This is a genomic window from Micromonospora sp. NPDC093277 (assembly GCF_044765245.1).
In the GTDB taxonomy this organism is placed as follows: domain Bacteria; phylum Actinomycetota; class Actinomycetes; order Mycobacteriales; family Micromonosporaceae; genus Micromonospora.
Genome location: NZ_JBIWJO010000009.1, coordinates 300,273 through 322,185, shown reverse-complemented (window position 1 = coordinate 322,185; position 21,913 = coordinate 300,273). Strand labels below are relative to the sequence as shown.

Here is a 21,913-nt window from a genome sequence, read left to right as displayed (position 1 = left end):
ACGGGCGACGGGCGAGTCACGCGTGCGAGAGGTCGCAGCCCGCCCGGCCGGCTGGCTGCGACCTCGCCGGCCTGACCCTGGCTGCGAGGATTCAGGCTGTCGGCACCGCCGACTGGGTCGCCTTCACGATGGCCAGCGTCTTCGCCTCCAGCGTCGACGTGGGAACATACGACTTGCCGCCGACGGCGAGCCACACCTTCACCACCAGATTCCCGGCACGGGCATGGACCATGTACTCCGCGTACTTGAACCCGGGCGCCGACTGCTTCGTGAACGCCTCAGCTTCCCCGCCCAGGCCGCTCACTGCTCCGACCGGGTTCATACCCGTGGCCCCACGGGTGCCCCGATACAGTTGGCGGGCCTCCTCCACCGTCTCGGGGGTCGACGCCTCCACCCGCAGGTTCGCCTCGTATCCCGCCTTGGTACGCATCTCGAACAGGCACGCCGCCCCCGGACGACCCGCCGGTGGGCTCGGATCGGTCCGGCGCACCGTCAACCCCAGGTCCGCGAGCGCCTCCAGATCCGTGCGCCCGCACAGGTCCAGGCCGGCGGCACGGTAGGTGGCACCATCAGCGGCAGTGGTCGTTCCCGGGCCACCGGACGACGCCGCGACGGCTGCGGTCGGCGTGACGAAGGGATCACCGTTGTCGCGATCGCAACCGGTCATCGCAAGAACGAGCGCGAACGCAGCCGCCGCGGCGGCAGCACGCATCGGGGCAGGCACGACCACGACCATACCGCCGGTGACCGACTCGCATCGTCCGCGCGAACAGCGGATATGGTTCGGCCTATGGCCGGCCGAGAGAGCCTCGAACAGATCATCCGCACCCGCACCGTCACCGCCAACGCAATCCTCGCCAACCACGTCGACCTGCGCGCCTACCCCTATCGGCTGCTCTCCGTCCTGGCCCACGGCATCGGCGCCGATCGGGTGACACAGGCCGTCGCCGCAGCGGAGACGCTCGAAGCCTTCGGCTGGGAACTCGTCACCATCTCCGAGTTCACCTCAAGTCACCTGACGTACGCGATCATGCGTCGGCGCTGATTTCCCCTCGGGGTGCGGTCAACGGCCCAGCCGGAGTCGCGATCTGCAGCCAGCCGCTAGCCGACGCGTACATCCCCATGGTGCCCCACTGTAGAGATGGATGGAGTGTTCAGAGTGGTCGCCAGCGGCGATTCCCGGCGATCAGGCGGCGCAGGCCGTGGCATCATCGCCTCATGGCGGCTGAATCCCGGCACCTTTCCGTGTACATCGACCGGCCGGTGGAGGAGGTCTACGCTTTCGCCGCCGACCCGGAGAACCTGCCTCGGTGGGCGCCCGGTCTGGGCAACTCGGTGGTGCGGATCGACGACAACTGGTTCGTCGGGACGCCCGAGGGCCGGATTCGGGTGACGTTCGCCCCGAAAAACGAGTACGGGGTGCTCGACCACGAGGTGCTGACGCCCGCCGGCGAGACGGTGTACGTACCGCTGCGAGTGATCGTGAACGGGACTGGCTGCGAAGTGGTCTTCACGCTCCGCCGCTCGCCGGGGATGACCGACGCGGAGTTCGAACGGGACACGGCATTGGTCAACAGCGACCTCGCGCTCCTCAGGAAGGTCCTCGAACACCCTGGCGGGTGAGATTGTGAGACGCTAGCCGCCAAGATCGCGCCATGGGAGGTCCGGCCGCCGCCGGCGACCACAGTCGCCTTGTCTGGCTGACCGATGTGCTCCCGCATGCCATGGCTGACGCGGTGCGGGCCCGGGTCGAGCGGGGCATCCTCGAGATCAAGCAGATTCTGGAGTCGGCCGAGCCCGAAATCTGATGCTGAAGCCAGACTCCATGCGGCAGCGCTGCGAGGAACTCGGCTGACCGGTCGCCTGGCTGGTGAGCACGCCGTACGTGACATCCTGCGGGTGAAGCTGACCCGGCAGCGTTGAATTTCGCCACGGCCACCGCCACACCGGAGATCCTGATCGATTCCCGGTGATCAGGCGCTGACCGCTTCATGTCGCCCGCTTCCCTGCTCGGCCGCTGATCTTTCGCGGCGCTGCGCACGACGACCGTGGATCAATAGCGGCTCGCGGAGTCAGGCCCGAAGCTTAGGCGGTCGAGTCAAGGTGCTATTCATCACTTCGAATGAACGATTTCAACCGAAAGTACTAAGCCCCCCAGCAAGTCGACCCTGTCTACCACGTGTGAAGTTCCTTACGTCGCCGGAGAGTTCGGTGGCGGTGTTGGCTTTGTAGCCAGTGGTCGGTGGTGGCTCAGGTATTTCGGGGGATCTCATGAGCGACGATATGCTGGAACGCGATCATGAATTACGGGAAATTGCCAGAATATTGGCAGGAGCAAGATTGGCGTCCGGTCACCCGAACGTGCCGATCATCGCGATCACCGGCACCGAAGGCGCGGGCACCTCACGGGTCCTGGCCGAGACCGCCGACATCGGCCGCCGGCTGGGCTATCGGCTGGGACCGCGGGGACGCGGGGAGGCGCTGGCTGCCGGGACGCGTCAGGCGCTCGGCGCCGTACCACAGGACGCGCCGGTTCTGCTCACGGTGGACGAGGCGCACCTCACCGGAGCCGATGATCTCGTCATGTTGCACGTCCGGGCGCAGGAAGCCGCGAACGCGCCGGTGGTGCTGGCGGCCGCGGGTCGTCAGCGGGACGACGGCACCGCCGACTGGCTACCCGCCGACGACACCGCCGTCACCAGGCTGTCGCTCCGCCCGCTCACCCAGGACGCCGTACGCGAAATTATCGCCCGCCGCGTCGGCGCGCCACCGACCGACACCCTCGCCCGATTCGCCGCGCAGGCCGGCGGCAACCCGCTGCTGGTGACTGAGTTGATCACGGGGTTGGTGGAGGAGGGCGCGGTCCGGGTGGTGAACGATCGCTCGGCGATGCTGCGCGCCGTCCCGTCCGGGCGGGTCGAGCTCCTGGTGCGCCAGCGGCTCGCGGCGCTGCCCCGGCCGTACCAGCAACTGCTCCAGGTCGCCGCCGCACTCAGCGGCCGGCCTGACCCACTGAGAATCCGGTCGATCGCGCAACTCAGCGGCGCCGAGCGCGACGTGCTTGACCAGGCAAGCTCCTCGATCCTGCTCAGACGGTCCGATGCCTACGTCCGGTTCCGGAGTGTCCTGGCCTGGCTGGCCGTTCGCAACAGCATGCCGGCCCTGCTGCGGGCCATCGTGAAGACGGGCGACCCCGGCGACGCGTCCCGGGACCGTTCCGCCGACCAGGCCATCCCGAGCCGCCCCCGGCGCGGCGAATCGCACGGCAGCGACACCGGCCCGGCGTGCCCCTGGTGCGCCCTCACGGACACGGAACGAACCATCGCGGTGTTCGTCAGTGAGGGACTGACGAACCGGGAGATCGCCCGGCGGGTGTTCCTGTCGCCGCACACGGTGAACTACCACCTGCGCAACACCTTCCGAAAACTGGGCATCGCGTCCCGGGTCGCACTGGCAGGCATCACCGCGGGGCGGCACCCGCACGACCATCCCCGCGGCCCAGCCGGCGACTGACTCTGTGCTCGTGGCCGGGATTCCCGGTCACCGCACCGCCGGGGCATCGGCGGCCAGCTCGGCGAGGACGGCGCCGGTCGTCGTGGCCACACCGCACCGTCGGGCGACCAGGTCGAGCGCCATCAGGTGCTCGTCCCGGGTGAAGTCGGCCACCGCGTCGGCGACCAGGAAGGGTTCGATGTCGCGGGCGAAAGCGTCGAACGCGGTGAGCATGCAGCCGAGATGGGCGTACACCCCGCAGATGACGAGCTGATCGCGCCCGGCGGCGCGAAGCCGGCGCTCCAGGTCCGAACGGGCGAAGGCGCTGTAACGCCACTTGGTCAGTACGACGTCGTCGGGGCCCGGCGCGAGCGGCGGTACGACGCGCCGGTGCCGCGGTTCGGTGCTCATGCCGCCGCCCCAGAAGCTGCGTAGCAGTCCACGCTGCTCACGCGTCATCCCGCCGGGCTGTGCCGTGTAGTAGACCGGTATGCCGGTGGCGACCGCCGCCTCCCGGAGCGCGGCGACGTGCCGGATCACTTCCGGCATCGGTGATTCGCCGCGCGGGAAGAAGTCCACGAAGTACTGCTGCATGTCGTGGATGAGCAACGCGGCCCGCCGGGGGCGGACTTTCCAGTCCGCCGCGCTCGGCGGCACCTCGATGGGGCCAGGCAGGGCGTACGAGTCGATCGTCGGGATGCTCATGAATCTCCGATCGGGCGGATCCGGATGGGTCAGTTGCCGAGGGCGGCGCCGCCGTCGACCTGCAGGTCCTGCATGGTGATGTGCCCCGCCCGCTCGGAGGCGAGGAACAGCACCGCCTCGGCGACGTCGGCCGTGCTCGCCAGCTTCCGCAGCGGGATCCCGACTCGGTACTGCTCGAGCGAGCCGTGCAGGGTCGCCCGTGGGCCCGCGTCGTCGGTCCACATGCCGCGCAGCATCGGGGTGTCGGTGGAGCCGGGCGACACGATGTTGCACCGGATGCCGTAGCCGGCCAGTTCGAGCCCGAGGCATTTCATGAGCGAGGTCGTGGCGGCCTTCGACGCGGCGTACGCGGCCATCTGCATCCGGGGCACCTGGGCGGCGTTGGAGGCGACGGTCACGATGGCGCCGCGTCTGCGTCCGACCATCCGCCGGGCCACCGAGCGGGCCAGGAAGAAGACGCCGTCGGTGTTCACCGAGAAGGCCCGGGACCACTCGGCGTCGGTCAGCTCGGTGATCGGCCCGAGGACGAGCACGCCGGCCACGTTCGCCAGCACCTCGACCGGCCCCCGCTCCCGCTCGATGGTGGCAACGGCGGTCTCGACCGCCCGGCTGTCGCTCACGTCGAGGGGTACCGTGACGACATCGAGGCCGTCGTCGACCAGCCGGCCGAGTTTCGCCAGGGCGTCCGCGTTGTTGTCGATGGCGACCACCCGGGCTCCCCGCGCGCCGAAGGCTTCCACCACGGTCCGGCCGATGCCCTGGGCGGCACCGGTCACCACGACCACCTTTCCGGAGAACTCGCGCTCGATTGCGCCATCGGTGCGGTGATGTGTCGTCAGAGTCATGCCCACGCTCCCTGCCTCGGGTTGTCGGCGGCGGTTGCGTCATAGCCGGTCACGCAACCGCCGCCGCTGCGTCATAGCCGTACAACCACTCCTGATCACGAAGGTTGGCGGCGGTCGCCAACCGTGCGTCCCGCTCCTGCGCGCGGGTGCCGTCCGCGAGGTGCAGGGTCCGGTTGTTCGCCCGCGAGCGCAGGTGCACCTCGTCGGTACGCGGGCGGCGGACCCGCTCGTAGCGCCGCAGCGCCGGCCGGACGTCGTCCCGATCGGCGGCCGTGAGGCACCGGGCGAGCGCCACCGCGTCCTCGATCGCCTGGTTGGCCCCCTGGGCCAGGAACGGGAGCATCGGGTGGGCGGCGTCGCCGAGCAGCACCGTCCGCCGGCCGCTCCAGCCGACGACCGGATCCCGGTCATGCAGCGCCCAACGGCCCATTTCGTCGGCCGACCCGATCAGCTTCCGCACCTCCGGATGCCAGTCCCGGTACACGAGCGCCAGCTCACCGGGCTCCCCGACGGCGGACCACGACTCCTGCTGGCCAGCGGTCGCGGGAACCGTCGCGCCGAAGCTGACCATCCGGCCGCCGGCGACCGGATAGCCGACGCAGTGTTGGTTCGGTCCGAGCCACAGTTGCACCCGCGGGTCCTGGGTGAGAGACGGGACCCGATCGGCCGGCACCAGGCCGCGGAAGATGAGCTGCCCGGAGAAGCGCGGCTCATCGCGGTGCAGACCGGCCCGGACCACCGAGTGGATACCGTCCGCCCCGACCACCACGTCGGCCCGCTCGCGGGCACCGTCGGTGAACTCCAGTTCGGCCTGGTCCGGGCCGTCGTGGACGGCGACGACGCGCCGGCCCAGCCGCAGCGAACCGGGCGGCAACAGCCCGACCAGCCCATGGTGCAGGTCGGACCGGAGCACCGTGAGGTAGGGAGCGCCGAACTGTTCGACGCACCCGTCCAACGGCAGGCGAGAGATCGTGGCGCCGTCGTTCCACCGTCGCATCTGGATCGCGCCCACCGGTACGGCGACCGCTCGCAAATGGTCGGTGAGGCCGAGCCGGTGCAGCGGCCGGACGGCGTTCGGCGCCAACTGGACGCCAGCACCCACCGGTTTCAGCGCGGGCGCCTGTTCGTACACCCTGCAGTCGATCCCGGCGGCGTGCAGCTCGGCCGCCAGAGTGCAGCCGCCTATCCCCGCCCCGACGATCGTGACCCGCGGTCGCCAGCCCGTCATCAGATTCCTTCCGTGGATACCCCGGCCCGCAGGCCCGGGAGAAAACGGACTCCTGCGGAGCAGGACCTCAGTAGTAGAGGAGTCCCCGGTCCCAGTCCTCGTCAGCGCCGAACAGGCTGCGCGGCTTGACGACGTCGTGGACCCCGGTCAGCACGTGCTCGGGCACGAGGGTGCCGGGCGGTACCGCGACGACCTCGCTGGGCACGCCGAACTCCGCGCTGATCGACGCGCGGAGGGCTTCGGCGGCAGCCGGCCCGGCTGCCGCCGATGCCTCGAACTCCACCCGCAGCCGGTCCGGCTCGGCGCGGGCCCGCCAGAACATCACCTCGTACGCCTCGGGCAGACCGAAGACCAACTCCTCGAGTCGACCCTGGCTGACCGTCGCACCCGCGACCGGGTATCCGAATGCCGCCCGCCCCAGCACCCGGATCGTCGGCAACGCCCAGCCGCATTCGCACCCGTCGGCACGTACCTCGACGTTGTCCCCCAGGTTGTACCTCAGCAGCGGCATCGCCTCCCGGAACAGCGGTGTCACCACCAGCTCTCCGGCACCCGTCGGGGTGATCTTGCCGGTCTGCGGTTGGTAGACCTCGAAAATCGCCCGATCCGACCAGAGGTGCAGCTGCCCCTGCGGACACTCGCCGGCCAGGCTGCCGGTCTCGGTCGACCCGTACTCCTCCACCACCGGCACACCCCAGATGGCGCTGATCCGGCGCCGTCGGGCCGGGCTCAGCGGCTCACCACCGACGAACAGCGCGCGCAGACCGGGGAAATCGGCACCGGGCCGATGACCGGCAGCCCGGGCCGCGGCGGCCCAGAGCAGGGTCTCGGTCGGCATCGACCAGGTCAGCGTGACGCCGAGGTCGCGCAGCACCCGCACCACCCGGGAGTACGGCATCGCCAGCGATCGGTTGTCTCCGGGGACCACCGTCGCGCCGTGCAGCCGGGCGGCGGCGTGCGCCAGGTGCCCGGTGATCATCAGCGCGTACGGGGTACGGACCAGGAAAATATCCTCAGCCGAGATGCCCACCCACTTGCGGGCGTACCGCTCGGCGAGGTCGATCCAGTCGTCCGCGGTGTAGTACGACGGGGTCGGTGTCCCGGCCGTGCCACTGGATTCGTGGTAAGTGGCGAGCTCGGCCCGCCCGACCGCAAGCATGCCGAACGGGTACGCGTCGCGGAGATCCTGTTTCGTGGTCAGCGGCAGCGCAGCCAGGTCGGCCCGGGTCCGGATCGAACCGGCGAGCCGGGACCGGTAGAACGGTGACCGCCGAGCCCACTCCAGGGTCCGCCCGAGTTGGGCGTCCTGGATCGCGGTCAGCTCGGACGTGTCCCGCCAGTCACCGAGCTGCGGCAGTCGGCTGGTGATCGTCGTCACCGTACCCTCCTTCCTCCTCGGATGTCGGCGCGTTCGTGCCCGCCGTCAACAGCCGGACGGCGTTGTCCCAGGCGATCTGTTGCCAGGCGTCGGGCGGCAGGCGCAGCACCGCGTACTTGGCCAGCTCGACCTGGGGGTGCTGCAGCGGCGCCTCGGTGCCGAACAGCAGCCGGGACGGGCCGAGCCGGTCGATCGCGAACCGCAGCACGTCGGTGTAGCCGCCGGACGTCTCGACCACGATGTTCGGCACGGCGGCGACCAGGTCGAGGCCGTGATAGTCAATGTTCCCGACGCCGGTGTGCCCCAGCACGAACGTCACGTCGGGGAACCGGCCGGCGAGCGTGACCACGTCGGCCACCCCACTGCCGGGGCGGTGCAGCGGCGCGACGTACACCGGGTGGCGGAACTCCCCCGCGACGGCGACCAGCGCGGCGACCCGGGGATCACCGAGGCCGACCCCGTGCACCACCGGCGACAACTCCAGTCCGCATACGTCGGGCGCCGCCGCCCGGTAGACCTCGGGCCCTCGATGCGGGTTGGCGAAGTGGAACGGTAGGAGACGGCCTGCGGACCGGGCCGCCGCCGCCAGCACCGCCTCGTTGTCGGCGTCCGTCTCGACATGTCCGCCGTCGGAGAGCTGCCGGGAGAGCGTGACCCGGTCCATCGTCCCGCCGGCACAGACCACGGCACGCTCGATGCCGCAGTCGTCGAGCAGCCGCAGCAGCGCCTCGGCCGCGCCCGGCCGGGGTGCCAGCCGTACGTGGAAGTCGAAGACCGGCTGCGCGGTACGCACGTCGTCCGCGCTCACTGCTCGCGGCAGAACTCGTCGATCGGGTACCCCACGTGGCGGTCGGCCGTCGGCAGGTAGCCCAGCACCCTGTCACCCGGCTTCAGCTCGGTGGAGTTGAGCACCGCCCCGCCGGGGCCGAGGACCCGGACGTGCCAGTCGTCCTGGAGAATCAGGTTGACGGTCACCCCGTTCGGCGCCACCGCGTCGACCGCCAGCAGCGGCCGAGTCTCGATCTTGACGCGGCCGACGGTCGAGACCCGGGTGCGGCCCTTGACGTCGACCGCCAGGACCCGGCTGCCGGAGCGCAGCTCACTCAGGTAGTTGGTCCGGCCCTCCGTGGAGAGGGTGTACGACATGATGGCCCCGGCGTTGACCCGGAACGGGCGGGTCGGCATGTACGGCAGCGGGTGGGTCTCGCTGACGCAGAGGATCATGCCCTTGGAGTGCGACCCGACCAGGATGCCCTCGTCCTCGCGGAACTGGGTGCAGGTGTCCACGCAGGCGCGTTCGCCCATGCCTACCCGGCGGATCTCGGTCACCTCCAGTTCGACCAGGTCGAGGTCGGGTGACTGGGCCTGTGCCGCGGCGCTGAGGGCGGTCGTGTCCCCGACCGCACGGGGGCGCATCATCACCCCGTCCGAGCCGTGCTCCAGCACCCCGAAGATGATCCTCGCCTCCTCGACGTCCTGGGCGACGGTGATGATGCTGCCGTTCGCGTCGGCCGCCGCCGCCAGGACGATCTCGAGCGGGATCTTCGTCGGGTCGCGGAACAGCAGCACGCTCCAGCGCTCGGTGCGGGCGGCGACGCACGCCTGGTCGAGGGTCGCCGCGTCGATGATCTCCACAAACCGCCCGAACTCGACGTCGGGATACTTGCGGGCCAGTTCGTCGGTAGATCCGTGCACGGCCGGGTCGACGATGACGACGTCGGCGCCGGTCGGGTCGCCCGGCAGCGGCGCGTCGCCGAGCACCAGGACCTTGCGTACGGTCGGCGGCAGGCCGTCGAAGGCCGACAGGTCGGCAGCGACGATGCCGTCGACCCGTTGGTGCACCGCCTCCTCCAGCACAGCGGTCCGAATGTCCCGCGCATCGCGGAGGTCCATCCAGCAGATCCTCACTCTGGCTCCTCTCGGGTGGGTGGTACGCGAACGGATGTCAGCCGGCTCAGATGGCCCGGGCCGGTGGGTCTGGGCTCGACGGATCGGGCTCGGGACTCACGGAACCGCGAACCGCAGTTCGCGGAGTGCGGGTCGGCCGAGGATCGGGTGGATCCGGGCGGCCAGGGCGGCGGCGACAGCGCCCGGGTCCTCCGCCTCGAAGACGTTGCGCCCCATAGCCACGCCGGCCGCGCCGCCCCGCACCACGTCGTCGACGTAGGCCGCCAGGTCGTCCTGGCCGCGGCGGGGGCCGCCGGCGACGATCACCGGCACCGGGCTGTCCCCGGTCACCGTCCGCAGCGCCTCGACCGACCCCGGGTAGACCGTCTTGACCAGGTCGGCGCCGAGGTCAGCGGCGAGGATCACGCTGTGCGCGACCAGGTCGGCCCGGCCCGGGTCGGTGATCTTCGGGCCGCGCGGGTACATCATGGCGAGCAGTGGCACGTTCCACCGCTCGCACGCCTCGGCCACCGCCGCGAGATCGGCTATCTGCCGCGACTCCTCCCGGGATCCGACGTTGACATGGACGCTCACCGCGTCGGCACCCAGGCTCAGCGCCTCCGCCACGGTCGCGACCAGGTACTTCGCGTCCGGGTCGGGCGCGTTGACGGTGCTGGCGCTCAGGTGCACCACCAGCGCGAGGTCGGCGAACCAGCGCGGGTCGACGTACCGGAGCACGCCCTTGTGCAGCACGACGGCGTCAACGCCGTTCTCGGCCAACTGACCGATGAGGCGGTCTACCCGCTGGCCACCGGTCACCGGCCCGTCGGTGACCGAGTGATCGAGGGGCACGACGAACAACCGGTCGTCGGCGTGCCGGTGGAGTCGCCGCAGCCGCACCTGGCGGGCGAAGGAGCTGTTGATGTGCACGTGTCCTCCCTTTCGGACGCTCAGGAATGGATCAGCCGCGACGGGTGGGCGGGTTGCTGGCCGAGTTCGAACTCCTCGTGCAGCACGGCCACCGCGTCGAGCACCCGTCCCGCGGCCACGGCGACCGAGGCTCGCAGTTGGGACATGGAGACCCAACTGGTGACGATGTCGGCGGCGGCGAGCGCCGACAGCATCCGCGCCGTGTACCGCGGGCGGTTGAGCAGCCCGGTACCGACGAGGGAGACCTTGGCGACCTCCTCGTCGAACCGGACGGAACCGCCGCCGGCCGTGACGGCGGTGGTGAGGTCCGGCCGAACGCTGGGCAGGTCGCTGCGGCGCATCAGCAAACCCATCCGGAACTCGTCCTCGTGCGGTCCCGAGCGTGCGACCAGGTCGACCGGCGCGTGGTGGCGGGCGAACAGGTTCAGAACCTCGACGGCGGGATCGCCGTGTCCCCGGTCGGCACGGACCAGAACCCGGGCGACGTCCAAGTCGTGGACGACGGCGACGATGCCCAGGTCCTCCAGCTCGGTCGTACCGCTGCGACCCGGTACCACCGTGCCCGCCCCGGATCGCAACGAGCTGCGTACGTGCACCTCGAGCCCGCGGGCGACGGCCAGCTCGACCGACCGGGCGTGCAGGACACGTGCTCCGGCGAACGCCATCTCGACCATCACCTGTGGATGCACCACCGGCAGCCGCCGCGCCTGCGGCACCACCCGTGGGTCGGCGTTGTAGACGCCGTCCACGTCGGTGTAGATCTGGCAGCTGTCGGCGCCGAGCGCCGCGGCGAGGGCCACCGCCGTGGTGTCCGATCCGCCGCGCCCGAGCGTCATCACGTCACCGCACTCGTCGATGCCCTGGAAGCCGGCGACGACAACGACGTTGCCGTCGGCCAGCAACTGCTCGATCCGTCCGGTCGAGATCGCCGCGATCTGCCCCTCGCCGTGCGGTCCGGACACCGTGATGCCGGCCTGCGCGCCGCTGAGCGACACCGCCGCGACGCCGAGCGCGCGTAGGTGCAGGGCAAGCAGCGCGGCGGACATCAGCTCCCCGGTGGCGAGGAGTTGGTCGACCTCCCGGGCCGGCAGCACGGTGCCCGGCGATACGCCGGTCGCCTCGGCTGCGGCGAGCAGCTGGTCGGTCGTGTGGCCTTGGGCGGACACCACGACGACCGTCGGTCCGGTCGACCCGGCGATCGACCGGGCTACCCGACGCAGGCAGGAGGCGTCGGCGAGGGACGAGCCGCCGTATTTGCGCACGACCACCGTCATCGGCCCACCGCCTCCGGCTGCGGACGGCTGGAATCCGACGCGGGCAGGAGTCGGCCGACCAGTTCGTCGATGATCTCGATGCCGTGCTCGGTGAGCACGGACTCGGGATGGAACTGCACCGAGGCGAACCGCGGCCCGCGCATGGCCAGTACCTCTCCGGAGCCGGCGTCCCGGCACAGCTGGACGTCGCCACCGGCCAACAGGGGTCTGACCCGGTCGCTCGCGGCGCGGGCGGAGAAGGTGTTGTAGAAGCCGCAGCGCTCGACCCGCCCGAAGTAGTCGATGGCGAGCTGTACGCCCTGGTTGGGGGTTGCTCGGCGCCGCAGTTCGAGGCCGAGCACCGAGGCCAGGATCTGGTGGCCGAGGCAGATGGCCAGCAACGGCACCCGATCGGCCAGGAACCCGGCGACGAGCCGGGACATCCGGGCGATCCTGGGATCGCCGCGGTCGGTCGGATCACCCGGCCCGGGGCCGGCCACCAGCAGGTCGAAGCCGGCCGGGTCGCAGGGTTCGTCGAACCGCCGGACCAGCACGGTGTGCCCGAGCGCGGCCAGTTGGTGCCGCAGCATCAGAGTGAAGTTGTCCTCACAGTCGATGACCAGGATGCGGCGCCCGGTCGACCCGGTACGGACGTCGGGCGTGCGGCGGGCACCGAACCAGAAGTCGGCCAGGTGTTCGTTGCGTCCGGCGAGCACCTCGCGCAGGGCGGGATGCTCGGTCCAGCCGTTCGGACCGCTCGTGGGCTGGGCCGGCGGGGCGCCGGTTCCGGCGGCGCCGAACGCGTCGCGCAGGGCCGCCGCCTTGGCTCGGGTCTCGGCCGCCTCGGCGGCCGGATCGGAGTGGCGTACCAGGGTGGCCCCGACGTCGATACGCAGCCGACCCGTGGCGTCTATGTCGGCCGTCCGGATCGTGATCGTCGAATCCAGCCGCTGTCGCCCGTCGGGCTCCCGGCCGATCAGTGCCACCACCCCGCTGTAGTAGGCCCGCCCGGTCGGCTCGTGGCGTGCGATGACCCGGCAGGCCGACTCGATCGGGCTGCCGGTGACGGTGGGCGCGAAGAGCGTGGCCCGGAGCACCTCGCGTACGTCGAGGTCGGTCGGCCCCTCGATGAGGTACTCGGTGTGCGCGAGGCGGGACATGGCCTTGAGCCGCGGGCCGAGCGCTCGCCCGCCGCCTCGGCAGACGCGGGCCATCATCTTGAGCTCCTCGTCGAGCACCATGAACAGTTCGTCGGACTCCTTCCGGTCGACGAGAAAGTCGAGCGCGCCGTCCACCGTCGCGCCGGCGGACGGATAGCGGTACGTGCCACTGATCGGGTTCATCACGGCCGTGCCGCCGACCACGCTGAGATGGCGTTCGGGCGAGGAGCCGAGGATGACCCGGTCACCGAGGTGGACCAGGTAGCTCCAGTACGCCCCGGACTCGTTGAGCAGCAGGCGGGCGAAGGCGGCGAGCGCCACGGGAACGGAGAAGTTCTCGACCGTGGCCAGGAACGATCGCTTGAGGACGAAGTTCGCGCCCGTCCCACGTCCGATCTCGGTCTCGACGACCCGGCGTACCAGGGCGCCGTACGCCTCGTCGTCGAGGTCGAACCGGGCGTCGCGTACCCGCACGGGAGCGGCGTCGGCCCGGTCGGTGATTTCGCGGAGCGGCACGACGAGGTGCTCTCGTACCCGCATGGCGAGCAGCGGGACCCCGTCGTCGTGGCAGGCGAACCCGCGTTCGCCGACCTGTCGGTAGGGCACCAGGGCGAGAAGGTCGTGCGCGGATGATCCCCCGGCGGGCGCGCCCGTCCGGACCGGCAGGTCCGCCAGGCTCCGCACCGGCGACACCGGGCCGGTGAGCAGGTCGACGTGGTCGGGTGAGCCCAGTTCGGGGCGGTGCAGCAGGGCGAAGGGTGGGGTGACCGACGGCCACGGCGTCCGGATCGCGTCAGTAGGCACGGGCATCGCTGTCTCCCGTGCGGCCGGTGACCTGGTGCAGCAGCGCGCGGCAGTCGTCCGGTACCCGGTCGCCGCGCCAGGCCACGTGCTGGTCGGGGCGGACGAGCACCAGATCACGTTCCCAGATGGCCCGGATCCGGTCGTCGACGACGCTCAGGCGGGTCAGCGGGATGCCGAGCCGGGCGGCCTCGTCGGCCAACGGTCGGCCCGCGTCGCGCCCGGACGTGTCCAGCACGGTGAATCCGGGTCCGAGCCGATCGGCCAGGTAGCTGCCGTCGGCCAGCCGCACGCTGGGGGCGCGGCCTCCCGGCCACGTGGTCGGTACCACGCGGTGCCAGTCCCAGGGTGGTTCCGGCGAGCCGTCCGGGCAGATCACCGGGGAGTCCGAGTAACGGTGGCCGAGGTGCACCCCGATGTTGTCGACCTGGTGCCGCTCGGTGTCGAGAAAGCCGGACAGCCGGGCCCTGGTCGCGCCCTCGGCCCACAGGGTGGAGTAACGGCGCCAGACCTCCAACAGGTTGAGGCACATCTGCCGGTTGAACAGGGCGGCCGGCCGGCGTTCGGCCTCGTAGCTGTCCAGCAGTCGTGGCCCGGCCCAGCCGCCGACCACGGCGGCGAGCTTCCAGCCCAGGTCGACCGCGTCGGCGATGCCGGTGTTCGCGCCGTGCCCACCGGTGGGGAAGAACTGGTGTGCCGCGTCACCGGCGAGAAAGACCCGCCCCTGGCGGTAGCGGCGGGCGACCGCGAGCCGACCCTCCCAGTGCGCCACGCTCAGCACCTCGGCGACGTCGAGCGGCACGCCGAGCCGTCGCCGGACCTCGTCGAGCGGGTCCCCGTCGAAGGATCGGTCGGTGTCGACCGGGAACGTGGCGGTCCACGTCTCGGTGCCGTCGCGGGCGATCAGGGTCAGCCCGGCGGCGGCGACGGTGAGGAAGAATCGCCCGTGCCGCCGCAGTATCGGGTCGGTGCTGCGGAAGTAGACATCGCAGTGGTGCCCGCGCGGGCCGAGTTCGTCCCGGTCGATGCCGGCCGCAGCGGCGACCGCGCTGTTGGCGCCGTCGCAGCCCACCACGAAGCGGGCGGACACGCGTTCGCGGACGCCCGTGCCGGTCTCGGCGAGGACGACGTCGACCCCGTCCGGGCCCGTCTCCAGGGTGTCGAACGTCCAGCCTTCCCGGAGCTCGACCAGGTCGCTCGCCCGGCACCACGCCCGGCCCAGTTCCTCGAGCCGGGACCCGACGATCCGCTGGTACGGCTCACGTGGCTGGGTGCCGTCGCGGTCGTCGGCGATCGTCTTGCGCAGTCCGGCCACCGACGGGTAGGTCCAGGCGGAGACGGGCGGCTCCGCCAGGTTGGTGGACCACAGGAAGGTGAACGGATGGTCGTCCGGCACGCCGTGTGCCCGGATCTCGTCCGCCACACCCAGCCGGCGCAGCAGTTCCATGCTGCGGGCGTTCAGGTAGTCCATCTTGGGGTGCCGCGACGCGGACCGCGCCCGGTCCACCAGCAGGCAGCGGATCCCGTGGTGGGCCAGTTCCTGGGCCAGGACCGTGCCGACCGGGCCGGCACCGACCACCAGAACCGGCGTCTCGGTCGCCGCGCAGTGCTGCTCGTGCTCGCTCACTTCCGCTCCTCGCTGGTAGGGGATTCGACCGGCGCCGTCACGATCGCCATGCGGACACCACCGTCTCGGCCTGCTCCGGGTTCAGCCGCGGATCGCACAGCGTGGTGTAGCCGGCCAGGCCCACGCGGTCGAGTTGGGACTGGTCGGTCACGCACTCGTCGACGGCCGCCGGGGTCGTCTCCAGGTGCAGCCCACCCGGCGCCACGCCGAGCGAGGTGAGGACCTCCTGGAACACCGCGACTTCCCGCAGCACCGTCCGCACCAACCGGGTCTTGCGGCCGTCGGCGGCGCGGACGGTGTTGCCGTGCATCGGGTCGCAGAGCCAGATGACCGGATGACCGGCGAGCCGTACGGCGCGGGCCAGCGGCGGCAACCGATCGGCGACCGCGTCGGCGCCCAACCTGGCGATGAGCGTCAACCGGCCGGGCTGCCGTCGCGGGTCCAGCCGATCGCAGAGCGCGACCAGTTCGGCCGCGTCCGTACCCGGTCCGACCTTGCATGCCAGCGGGTTCCGCACGGCGGCGAGGAACGCCACGTGCGGGCCGTCGAGGTGGCGGGTCCGGTCGCCGAGCCACGGCCAGTGGGTGGAGGTGAGGTAGCGGCGGCCGTCGCCGTCGTGGCGGACCAGGGCCGACTCGTAGTCCAGGATGAGCGCTTCGTGGCTGGTCCACACCCGACGGCCGGTGCCCGTCCCGGCCGTGGCGAGGAACCGCATCGCCTGCGCGGACGCCTGGTATCCGGCGAGCATCCGCAACGGGTCGGGGCAGCGGCTGGCCGCGTCCGGTTCCGGGCCGTTGACAAGCGACCCGCGATAGACCGGCAGGTCGATCGCGCCGATCCGCTCATGCGACGCGGAGCGTGGTTTCGCGAACTGTCCGGCGATCCGGCCGACCGGCACCACCGGCTGGCCGGTCGCGCCGGCGACTCGGTCCGCGAGCGACCAGAGCATGTCGGCCTTGGGCGCGAGATGGTGCGGTGTGCACTCCGCGGGGTCCTCGGCGCAGTCGCCGGCCTGCACCACGCGGGCCCGGCCGGCGGCCACCTCAGCGAGCAGCTCGGCGAGGGCATCCACCTCGTCGGGGGCGACGAGTGGAGGGAGCTGCCCCACCTCGTCGCGGACCTTGGCCGCCAGGCCACGGTCCGGCCAGTCGGGCTGCTGGTCCGCGGGCGGTTCGGAATTGACGGAATTCGAGGTCAGGAGCGGTTGGTCGACATTACGCACTACGTCCAATGGCGAGTCGCTGCGCACAGGTGTCCCTTCAAGCCTCGTGCGGTGCGGCCGTCACATCGATCTCGTCGGCTGGGTTCGATGACCTGCAACCCGAATGTATTCGCGGAACCGGTCCACACCCACTACTCACGTGAGTAGTCAATAGCGGGATCCGCGACGGGTATCCCGCTCTTACGTGATGATTCGCGATCGGCCAGCGGCAACTGCCCACATCCGACAGCGGTCTTGCCGGCTGATGTTCCGGGTATCACGCGAAAGCGTGATGTGTAGGCCGGGTACACGAGGGATTCTCGCCACGTCGCCATGGATCGAGCGGGGGAACGTCGACGCGCGGCCAGGCACAGATTGGGCGAATTGCCGTATGTCTGGAGGACCAGTGGGTGAAATGACACGCCGTGCGTTGCTGGCCGGCACCGCGGCCGTGGGCGGAAGCCTGGTTACCAGGGGGACGCCGGCGGTGGCATCGACGGAGACGATCCCTTCTCCGCTCTACACGACGGTGAGGACCGAGGACTTCCGCTACGACGACCTGGTCCGCGGTCGGAACGTGCGGTTCGTGAGCACGCCGGAATACGTCCGCCTGGTGCAGACCCCCGACGACGTGGTCGGTGCGGTGCGGGCCGCCGTGGCGGCCGGCAAGCGGATCGCCGTACGCAGTGGCGGCCACTGCTACGAGGACTTCGTCGACAACGCCGAGACCGAGGTCATCCTGGACCTGTCGGGGATGAGGGCAGTCTATTACGACGCGACCCGCCGGGCCTTCGCCGTCGAGCCGGGCGCGACCCTGGGGTCCGTCTACGAGGCCCTGTTCAAGGGCTGGGGGGTGACCGTGCCGGGAGGGTCCTGCCCCTCCGTGGCGTTCGGCGGCCAGGTGGCGGGCGGTGGCTACGGCCAGCTGAATCGCTCGCACGGCCTACTCGTGGACTACCTGGACGCGGTCGAGGTGGTCGTGATCAGGGCCAACCGTACGGTGCAGAAGGTGATCGCCAGTTCAGCCGCGAACGACCCGAACCGGGATCTCTGGTGGGGCCACACGGGCGGTGGTGGCGGGAACTTCGGCGTGGTGACCCGTTACTGGTTCAAGACGCCGGGCGCGATCGGATCGGATCCGACGACACTTCTGCCGCGACCGCCCCACGAGCTGTGGATCAACCAGGTGGCGTGGCCGTGGGCGATGTTGACAGAGGCGGATTTCGGCCGGCTCGTCGGCAATTTCGGCAACTGGTGCGAACGGAACAGCAGCCCCGGTTCGCCGTGGACGAAACTGTTCAGCCGACTCCTGCTCAACCACCAGGCGAACGGGACGATCAACATGGTCACCCAGATCGACGCCGCGTTGCCGGGCGCGGAGCGGATGATCCAGGAATTCGTCGCGGCGGTCGGAGCGGGCATTCCGGCGCCGCAGGTGTGGGACCACCGGCGGCTGCCCTGGCTGCACACCACCACCTGGAGCGCGATGTTCGGCGGTGACGCCACCGGCCGCGCGGACTTCAAGTCCGCGTACATGCGGACCGCCTTCCCCGCCTCGCACATCGCGGCGTTCTATCGGCACCTGACCAGCCCCGACTACCGCAACCCGGTCACGATCCTCCAGCTCTCGACCTACGGCGGCCAGACCAACACGGTCTCGCCCACCGCGACGGCGGTTTCCCAGCGGGACTCCGTGATGAAGATGCACTACCTCGTGGGCTGGGGTAACGAGGCCGAGGACGCCCTGCACATCGGTTACCTTCGCAGGTTCTACCGGGACGTGTACGCCGGCACGGGTGGCGTGCCGGTGCCGAACGCGGTGACGGACGGGTGCTACATCAACTACGCCGACATCGATCTGAGCAACCCGGAGTGGAACACGTCCGGCGTACCTTGGCACCACCTGTACTACAAGAACAACTACCCGAGCCTGCAACAGGTCAAGGCGCGGTGGGACCCCACCGACGCGTTCCGCCACGCTCAGTCGATCCGGCTCCCCTCGTGACCGGGCTGGTGGGGAGCGGTGACACCGAGGCACGGTTCGGTGGTGCACGTTCCGGCCACCGAGGTCATGACGATGTCGGTGACGGACGAGTACCTGTGCTATCAGATGGGCGGCCAGCACGGCGACGCCCTGTTGACCACGTTCATCGCCACGACGGTGAGTGACACCGCTCTCGTCGTCATGTGCACGGTCGTGCCGCCCGGGCAGGGTGCCCGCGCGCGGGTTCACGAGGACTTCGACGAGTCCATCTACGTTCTGGACGGTGAACTCGAGATAGCGGCCGACGGCCGGTCGTTTCCGGTCGGGCCGGGCGACTACGTGCTCTTGTCCGGTGGCGTCAGTCACGCCTGGCGCAATCCCGGCGACCGGGCCGCGCGCATCATCCGTACCTGTACCTCGGCGGACCAGGAGGTCCATCCCTTTCGGGTGGCCGGGACCGGCAGGTAGAGCCGTGGGGGGGGCCCGCGGATGGCCCCCCACCACCGGCCTCAGGATCCGTTCTCCCGCTTCACCCCGGTGATCAGGACGTCGCTGAGACCGCCGACCCAGAACCGGCCGGCCGGCTCGAAGCCGACCTCGGCGAGCCACTGCTCGTACTCTCCGGCGGTGTAGACCATCCCCTCGCCCGACGCGATGGTCTGGAAGTACGCCGACAGGTAGGCGGCGAGTTCAGGACCGGTCTCGTCGTCGTCCTGGCCCGGCGTCAGGATGAAGATCCTCGACCCGGGGTCCAACGCCCGCGCCGCCTTCCCCAACAGCAGCCGGTTCCGTTCGATCGACCAGATCTCGAGGAAATGGGCGAAGATCAGGCAGTCCCCTGTCCTCGGCAACTCGTCGTGGAAAACGTCCAGACCGATCGCGCGGACCCGGTCGCCGAGTCCCGCCGCCGAGATGCGCTCCCGCGCGGCCTCAACGACGGTCGGCAGGTCGAGGATCGTGATCTCGAGGTGTGGCCACCGGCGTGCCAACGCGGTGGCGTTGACGGCCGTGCCACCGCCGACGTCGAGCAGGTGGCGGCACTCGGACAGGTCGAGCTTGCGGGCCAGGTCGGTGGCGACCGAGCGGCTCACCGAACCCATCATGTGGTGGAACGTCGTCTCGAGCTGCGGGTGGCCGGCCAGCCGGCCGTACAACGTGGATGCCTCGCCGGGGAGTTCCCGCCGCAACCCGATGTTGGTGTTTGCCTTCAGCGACTCGTAGAACCAGCCCATGGCCCGGTACGTAAGGTGCTGTTCAAACGGAACGAAGGCACCCGGCAGGTCGGTGGGATCACCGGCCAACGCTTCGGACACCGCCGTGTTGAAGTAGCCGTTGCCGTCCTTCGACACCAGGCCGGCGACCGTGCAGCCGAGCAGTAGGACCCTCGTCGGCTGCTCATCCAACCCCAGCCGCTTCGCGATCTCCGTGCGGGACAGCCCGGGCTCGGCGGCGAGCAGCGTGAACAGGCCGGCCCGGAAGGCAGCGCTCAGAAACTGAAAGCGGTAATGAGCCTTGTAGAGCGGGCGGAGTGCCGCCTCCGCGTAATTGTCCAGACGTGGACCCATTGCTCGTTCCATATTGGCACCTCCGGCTCGCGCGTCCTAGCCTATCCATCGCGGACAATAGCAATATGCGGCCGGCCGGAGTCATCACGTGATTGCGTGATCCCGCTGACGCCGTTTCGCGTATCTGCGGTATGGACCACGCTGGTCCGCACTGGATAGCTTCACCTTTTCGAATTCCGATCCGGAGGTTCCAGCATGACCGCACTTCCTCGCCGCCGGCTGCTCGCCGGGGCCTCCGCGGCCCTGGGCGTCACCATGGTGGGAGGCGCGCCGGCCGGTGCCGCACCTGCGGCAACGGCCGCCCCGGTGACCGTGCGCCCGGACGACCCGCGCTATCCGGAACTCGTCACCGGCAACAACCAGCGGTGGGTGGCGCGGCCCGGGTACGTCGTCCTCCCGACGTCCACAGCGCAGGTGGTCGCGGCGGTCCAGGCCGCGGTCGACGCCGGCCGGCGGATCGCGGTACGCAGCGGCGGGCACTGCTACGAGGACTTCGTCTACCACCGAAACGCCCAGGTGGTCATCGACCTGTCTGAGTTCCGCGACATCGACTTCGATCCGCACTTCCGGTCGATCTCGGTCGCACCCGGGGCGACGCTCCTCGAGGTCTACCGCACCCTGTTCCGGCGCTGGGGGGTGACGATTCCGGGCGGCAGCTGCTACTCGGTCGGCGCCGGTGGACACATCGTCGGCGGGGGCTACGGTTTCCTGTCCCGCCGGCACGGCCTGACCGTGGATCACCTCTACGGGGTGGAGGTGGTGGTGGTCGATGCCGCCGGGCGCGCCCGCAGCGTCGTCGCCACCCGGGACGACGCGAACAACGATCTGTGGTGGGCGCACACCGGCGGTGGAGGAGGCAACTTCGGGATCGTCACCCGGTATCTACTGCGGTCGCCCGACGCCACCGGGACCGACCCGGCGTCGGCGCTGCCCCGCCCCCCGAGCACCGTGTTGCTGCGCGCGAGCGGGTTGGACTGGGCCAGCCTGAACGAGGACCGGTTCGTCCGGTTGGTCGCCAACTACGGGCGCTGGCACGAAGCCAACAGCGCGCCGGGCTCGCCCGCGACGGCGCTCAGCGCGGTGCTCGCGCTCAACCACCTGAGTGCGGGCGGCAACGCGCTGCTCGCGCAGGTCGCAGGCGATGCCCGGGACGCGGCCGGGTTGCTGGACGGATTCTTCGCGGCCGTGCTCGACGGCGTGGTGGACCCCGCCCGGGCGGCCGAGCCGACCGCACCGCTGGGTCACCTGGGCCCGATGCCGGCGCTGGCGCAGCCACGCCACTGGCCGTGGCTGCACGCGACCAGCTACCTGGGCACGAACACGCCGGCGCTGACCGATCCCCTGCAACGCGGCGCGCACAAGGCCGCCTACCTACGGCGGGCGCTCCCGGAGCAGTCGAGCCAGGTGTTGTACCGGCAGCTCACCGAGGCGGGACCGGCCAATCCCCGAGCCGGGGTGGTGCTGTTCTCGCACGGTGGACGGGTGAACGCCGTGGCACCGTCGGCGACGGCGGTCGCCCAGCGTGACTCGGTGCTCAAGCTGCTGGTGCAATCGTTCTGGTCCGAAGCCGCCGACGACGGGCCCCAGATCGGCTGGGTCCGGGAGACCTACGGGCAACTCTTCGCGCAAAGCGGTGGTGTGCCCGTGCCGAACGACCTGACCGACGGCTGCTACATCAACTACCCGGACGGCGACCTGGGAGACGACCGGTGGAACCGGTCGGGGCTGGGCTGGCAGACCCTTTACTACAAGGACAACTACCCCCGGTTGCAACGGGTCAAGGCACGTTGGGATCCGGCGGACGTGTTCCGGCACGCCCAGTCCGTACGGCTGCCCGGGCGGGCCTGAGCGCTTCCG

General features: G+C 70.6%; 20 protein-coding genes. 7 read left to right on the top strand and 13 right to left on the bottom strand.

Annotation, left to right across the window (positions count from 1 at the left end; all coding sequences use genetic code 11):
- Positions 1-91: 91 nt before the first annotated feature.
- Positions 92-724, bottom strand: a complete 633-nt coding sequence (locus tag ACIRG9_RS21840) for a hypothetical protein (protein WP_402858718.1) — start codon at positions 722-724, stop codon at positions 92-94.
- Positions 725-790: 66 nt separating this feature from the next.
- Here ACIRG9_RS21840 and ACIRG9_RS21835 point away from each other — a divergent pair, with 66 nt between their 5' ends.
- The 4 genes from ACIRG9_RS21835 (at position 791) to ACIRG9_RS21820 (ending at position 3,513) form a co-directional block, all read left to right on the top strand.
- Complete coding sequence (locus tag ACIRG9_RS21835; RefSeq protein WP_402858715.1) at positions 791-1,045, top strand: transcriptional regulator; 255 nt, start codon at positions 791-793, stop codon at positions 1,043-1,045.
- Between the two features lie 173 nt (positions 1,046-1,218).
- Positions 1,219-1,623: an SRPBCC family protein gene (locus tag ACIRG9_RS21830; RefSeq protein ID WP_402858712.1), complete on the top strand. Its 405-nt coding sequence runs from the start codon at positions 1,219-1,221 to the stop codon at positions 1,621-1,623.
- Positions 1,624-1,655: 32 nt separating this feature from the next.
- Positions 1,656-1,808: a hypothetical protein gene (locus ACIRG9_RS21825; RefSeq protein WP_402858709.1), complete on the top strand. Its 153-nt coding sequence runs from the start codon at positions 1,656-1,658 to the stop codon at positions 1,806-1,808.
- A 427-nt stretch (positions 1,809-2,235) separates the two neighbouring features.
- Positions 2,236-3,513, top strand: coding sequence for a LuxR C-terminal-related transcriptional regulator (locus ACIRG9_RS21820; RefSeq protein WP_402858707.1), 1,278 nt, complete (start codon positions 2,236-2,238; stop codon positions 3,511-3,513).
- 27 nt (positions 3,514-3,540) lie between these two features.
- On the opposite strand, the gene ACIRG9_RS21815 is transcribed toward ACIRG9_RS21820, so the two are convergent.
- From ACIRG9_RS21815 to ACIRG9_RS21765, 11 genes are all read right to left on the bottom strand, one after another.
- Positions 3,541-4,197, bottom strand: a complete 657-nt coding sequence (locus ACIRG9_RS21815; RefSeq protein ID WP_402858704.1) for an isochorismatase family protein — start codon at positions 4,195-4,197, stop codon at positions 3,541-3,543.
- 29 nt (positions 4,198-4,226) lie between these two features.
- Positions 4,227-5,042 carry a 2,3-dihydro-2,3-dihydroxybenzoate dehydrogenase gene (locus ACIRG9_RS21810; RefSeq protein WP_402858701.1) on the bottom strand — a complete coding sequence of 272 codons (816 nt, stop codon included), beginning with the start codon at positions 5,040-5,042 and terminating at the stop codon, positions 4,227-4,229.
- 49 nt (positions 5,043-5,091) lie between these two features.
- Positions 5,092-6,270, bottom strand: coding sequence for an FAD-dependent monooxygenase (locus ACIRG9_RS21805; protein ID WP_402858698.1), 1,179 nt, complete (start codon positions 6,268-6,270; stop codon positions 5,092-5,094).
- Positions 6,271-6,337: 67 nt separating this feature from the next.
- Positions 6,338-7,648 (bottom strand): phenylacetate--CoA ligase family protein, encoded by a 1,311-nt coding sequence (locus ACIRG9_RS21800; RefSeq protein WP_402858695.1) that lies wholly within the window; start codon positions 7,646-7,648, stop codon positions 6,338-6,340.
- Positions 7,611-8,456: an amidohydrolase family protein gene (locus tag ACIRG9_RS21795; RefSeq protein ID WP_402858692.1), complete on the bottom strand. Its 846-nt coding sequence runs from the start codon at positions 8,454-8,456 to the stop codon at positions 7,611-7,613. The genes ACIRG9_RS21800 and ACIRG9_RS21795 overlap by 38 nt, the downstream gene beginning before the upstream one ends.
- Entirely contained in the window at positions 8,453-9,541 is a 1,089-nt protein-coding gene (locus tag ACIRG9_RS21790; RefSeq protein WP_402858689.1) for a 3-dehydroquinate synthase II family protein, read from the bottom strand. The genes ACIRG9_RS21795 and ACIRG9_RS21790 overlap by 4 nt, the downstream gene beginning before the upstream one ends.
- 111 nt (positions 9,542-9,652) lie before the next feature.
- A complete protein-coding gene (locus ACIRG9_RS21785) occupies positions 9,653-10,465 on the bottom strand; it encodes a 2-amino-3,7-dideoxy-D-threo-hept-6-ulosonate synthase (RefSeq protein ID WP_402858686.1) in 813 nt (270 codons plus the stop codon).
- A gap of 20 nt (positions 10,466-10,485) precedes the next feature.
- On the bottom strand, positions 10,486-11,739 hold the full coding sequence (locus ACIRG9_RS21780) for an aspartate kinase (RefSeq protein ID WP_402858684.1): 1,254 nt from the start codon (positions 11,737-11,739) through the stop codon (positions 10,486-10,488).
- Positions 11,736-13,688 (bottom strand): anthranilate synthase family protein, encoded by a 1,953-nt coding sequence (locus ACIRG9_RS21775; RefSeq protein ID WP_402858681.1) that lies wholly within the window; start codon positions 13,686-13,688, stop codon positions 11,736-11,738. Before ACIRG9_RS21775 ends, ACIRG9_RS21780 begins: the two co-directional genes overlap by 4 nt.
- Positions 13,672-15,306 (bottom strand): FAD-dependent monooxygenase, encoded by a 1,635-nt coding sequence (locus tag ACIRG9_RS21770; protein ID WP_402858678.1) that lies wholly within the window; start codon positions 15,304-15,306, stop codon positions 13,672-13,674. The genes ACIRG9_RS21775 and ACIRG9_RS21770 overlap by 17 nt, the downstream gene beginning before the upstream one ends.
- Before the next feature lie 37 nt (positions 15,307-15,343).
- A complete protein-coding gene (locus ACIRG9_RS21765) occupies positions 15,344-16,528 on the bottom strand; it encodes a 3-deoxy-7-phosphoheptulonate synthase (protein ID WP_402858675.1) in 1,185 nt (394 codons plus the stop codon).
- A gap of 394 nt (positions 16,529-16,922) precedes the next feature.
- Here ACIRG9_RS21765 and ACIRG9_RS21760 point away from each other — a divergent pair, with 394 nt between their 5' ends.
- Positions 16,923-18,512 carry an FAD-binding protein gene (locus tag ACIRG9_RS21760; RefSeq protein WP_402858672.1) on the top strand — a complete coding sequence of 530 codons (1,590 nt, stop codon included), beginning with the start codon at positions 16,923-16,925 and terminating at the stop codon, positions 18,510-18,512.
- A 42-nt stretch (positions 18,513-18,554) separates the two neighbouring features.
- The gene (locus ACIRG9_RS21755; protein ID WP_402858669.1) at positions 18,555-18,959 is read left to right on the top strand and encodes a cupin domain-containing protein; all 405 of its coding nucleotides are present in this window, start codon (positions 18,555-18,557) and stop codon (positions 18,957-18,959) included.
- Between the two features lie 41 nt (positions 18,960-19,000).
- On the opposite strand, the gene ACIRG9_RS21750 is transcribed toward ACIRG9_RS21755, so the two are convergent.
- A complete protein-coding gene (locus tag ACIRG9_RS21750) occupies positions 19,001-20,056 on the bottom strand; it encodes a methyltransferase (protein WP_402858666.1) in 1,056 nt (351 codons plus the stop codon).
- A 195-nt stretch (positions 20,057-20,251) separates the two neighbouring features.
- On the opposite strand from ACIRG9_RS21750, the gene ACIRG9_RS21745 reads away from it, so the two are divergent.
- The gene (locus tag ACIRG9_RS21745; protein ID WP_402858663.1) at positions 20,252-21,904 is read left to right on the top strand and encodes an FAD-binding oxidoreductase; all 1,653 of its coding nucleotides are present in this window, start codon (positions 20,252-20,254) and stop codon (positions 21,902-21,904) included.
- Positions 21,905-21,913: the final 9 nt, after the last annotated feature.

Coding starts and splice junctions, on each gene's coding strand:
- ACIRG9_RS21830 (WP_402858712.1), top strand. CDS start 1,219: ATGGCGGCTGAATCCCGGCACCTTTCCGTGTACATCGACCGGCCGGTG.
- ACIRG9_RS21750 (WP_402858666.1), bottom strand. CDS start 20,056: ATGGGTCCACGTCTGGACAATTACGCGGAGGCGGCACTCCGCCCGCTC.
- ACIRG9_RS21780 (WP_402858684.1), bottom strand. CDS start 11,739: ATGACGGTGGTCGTGCGCAAATACGGCGGCTCGTCCCTCGCCGACGCC.
- ACIRG9_RS21775 (WP_402858681.1), bottom strand. CDS start 13,688: ATGCCCGTGCCTACTGACGCGATCCGGACGCCGTGGCCGTCGGTCACC.
- ACIRG9_RS21790 (WP_402858689.1), bottom strand. CDS start 9,541: ATGGACCTCCGCGATGCGCGGGACATTCGGACCGCTGTGCTGGAGGAG.
- ACIRG9_RS21805 (WP_402858698.1), bottom strand. CDS start 6,270: ATGACGGGCTGGCGACCGCGGGTCACGATCGTCGGGGCGGGGATAGGC.
- ACIRG9_RS21825 (WP_402858709.1), top strand. CDS start 1,656: ATGGGAGGTCCGGCCGCCGCCGGCGACCACAGTCGCCTTGTCTGGCTG.
- ACIRG9_RS21745 (WP_402858663.1), top strand. CDS start 20,252: ATGACCGCACTTCCTCGCCGCCGGCTGCTCGCCGGGGCCTCCGCGGCC.
- ACIRG9_RS21810 (WP_402858701.1), bottom strand. CDS start 5,042: ATGACTCTGACGACACATCACCGCACCGATGGCGCAATCGAGCGCGAG.
- ACIRG9_RS21835 (WP_402858715.1), top strand. CDS start 791: ATGGCCGGCCGAGAGAGCCTCGAACAGATCATCCGCACCCGCACCGTC.
- ACIRG9_RS21815 (WP_402858704.1), bottom strand. CDS start 4,197: ATGAGCATCCCGACGATCGACTCGTACGCCCTGCCTGGCCCCATCGAG.
- ACIRG9_RS21760 (WP_402858672.1), top strand. CDS start 16,923: ATGACACGCCGTGCGTTGCTGGCCGGCACCGCGGCCGTGGGCGGAAGC.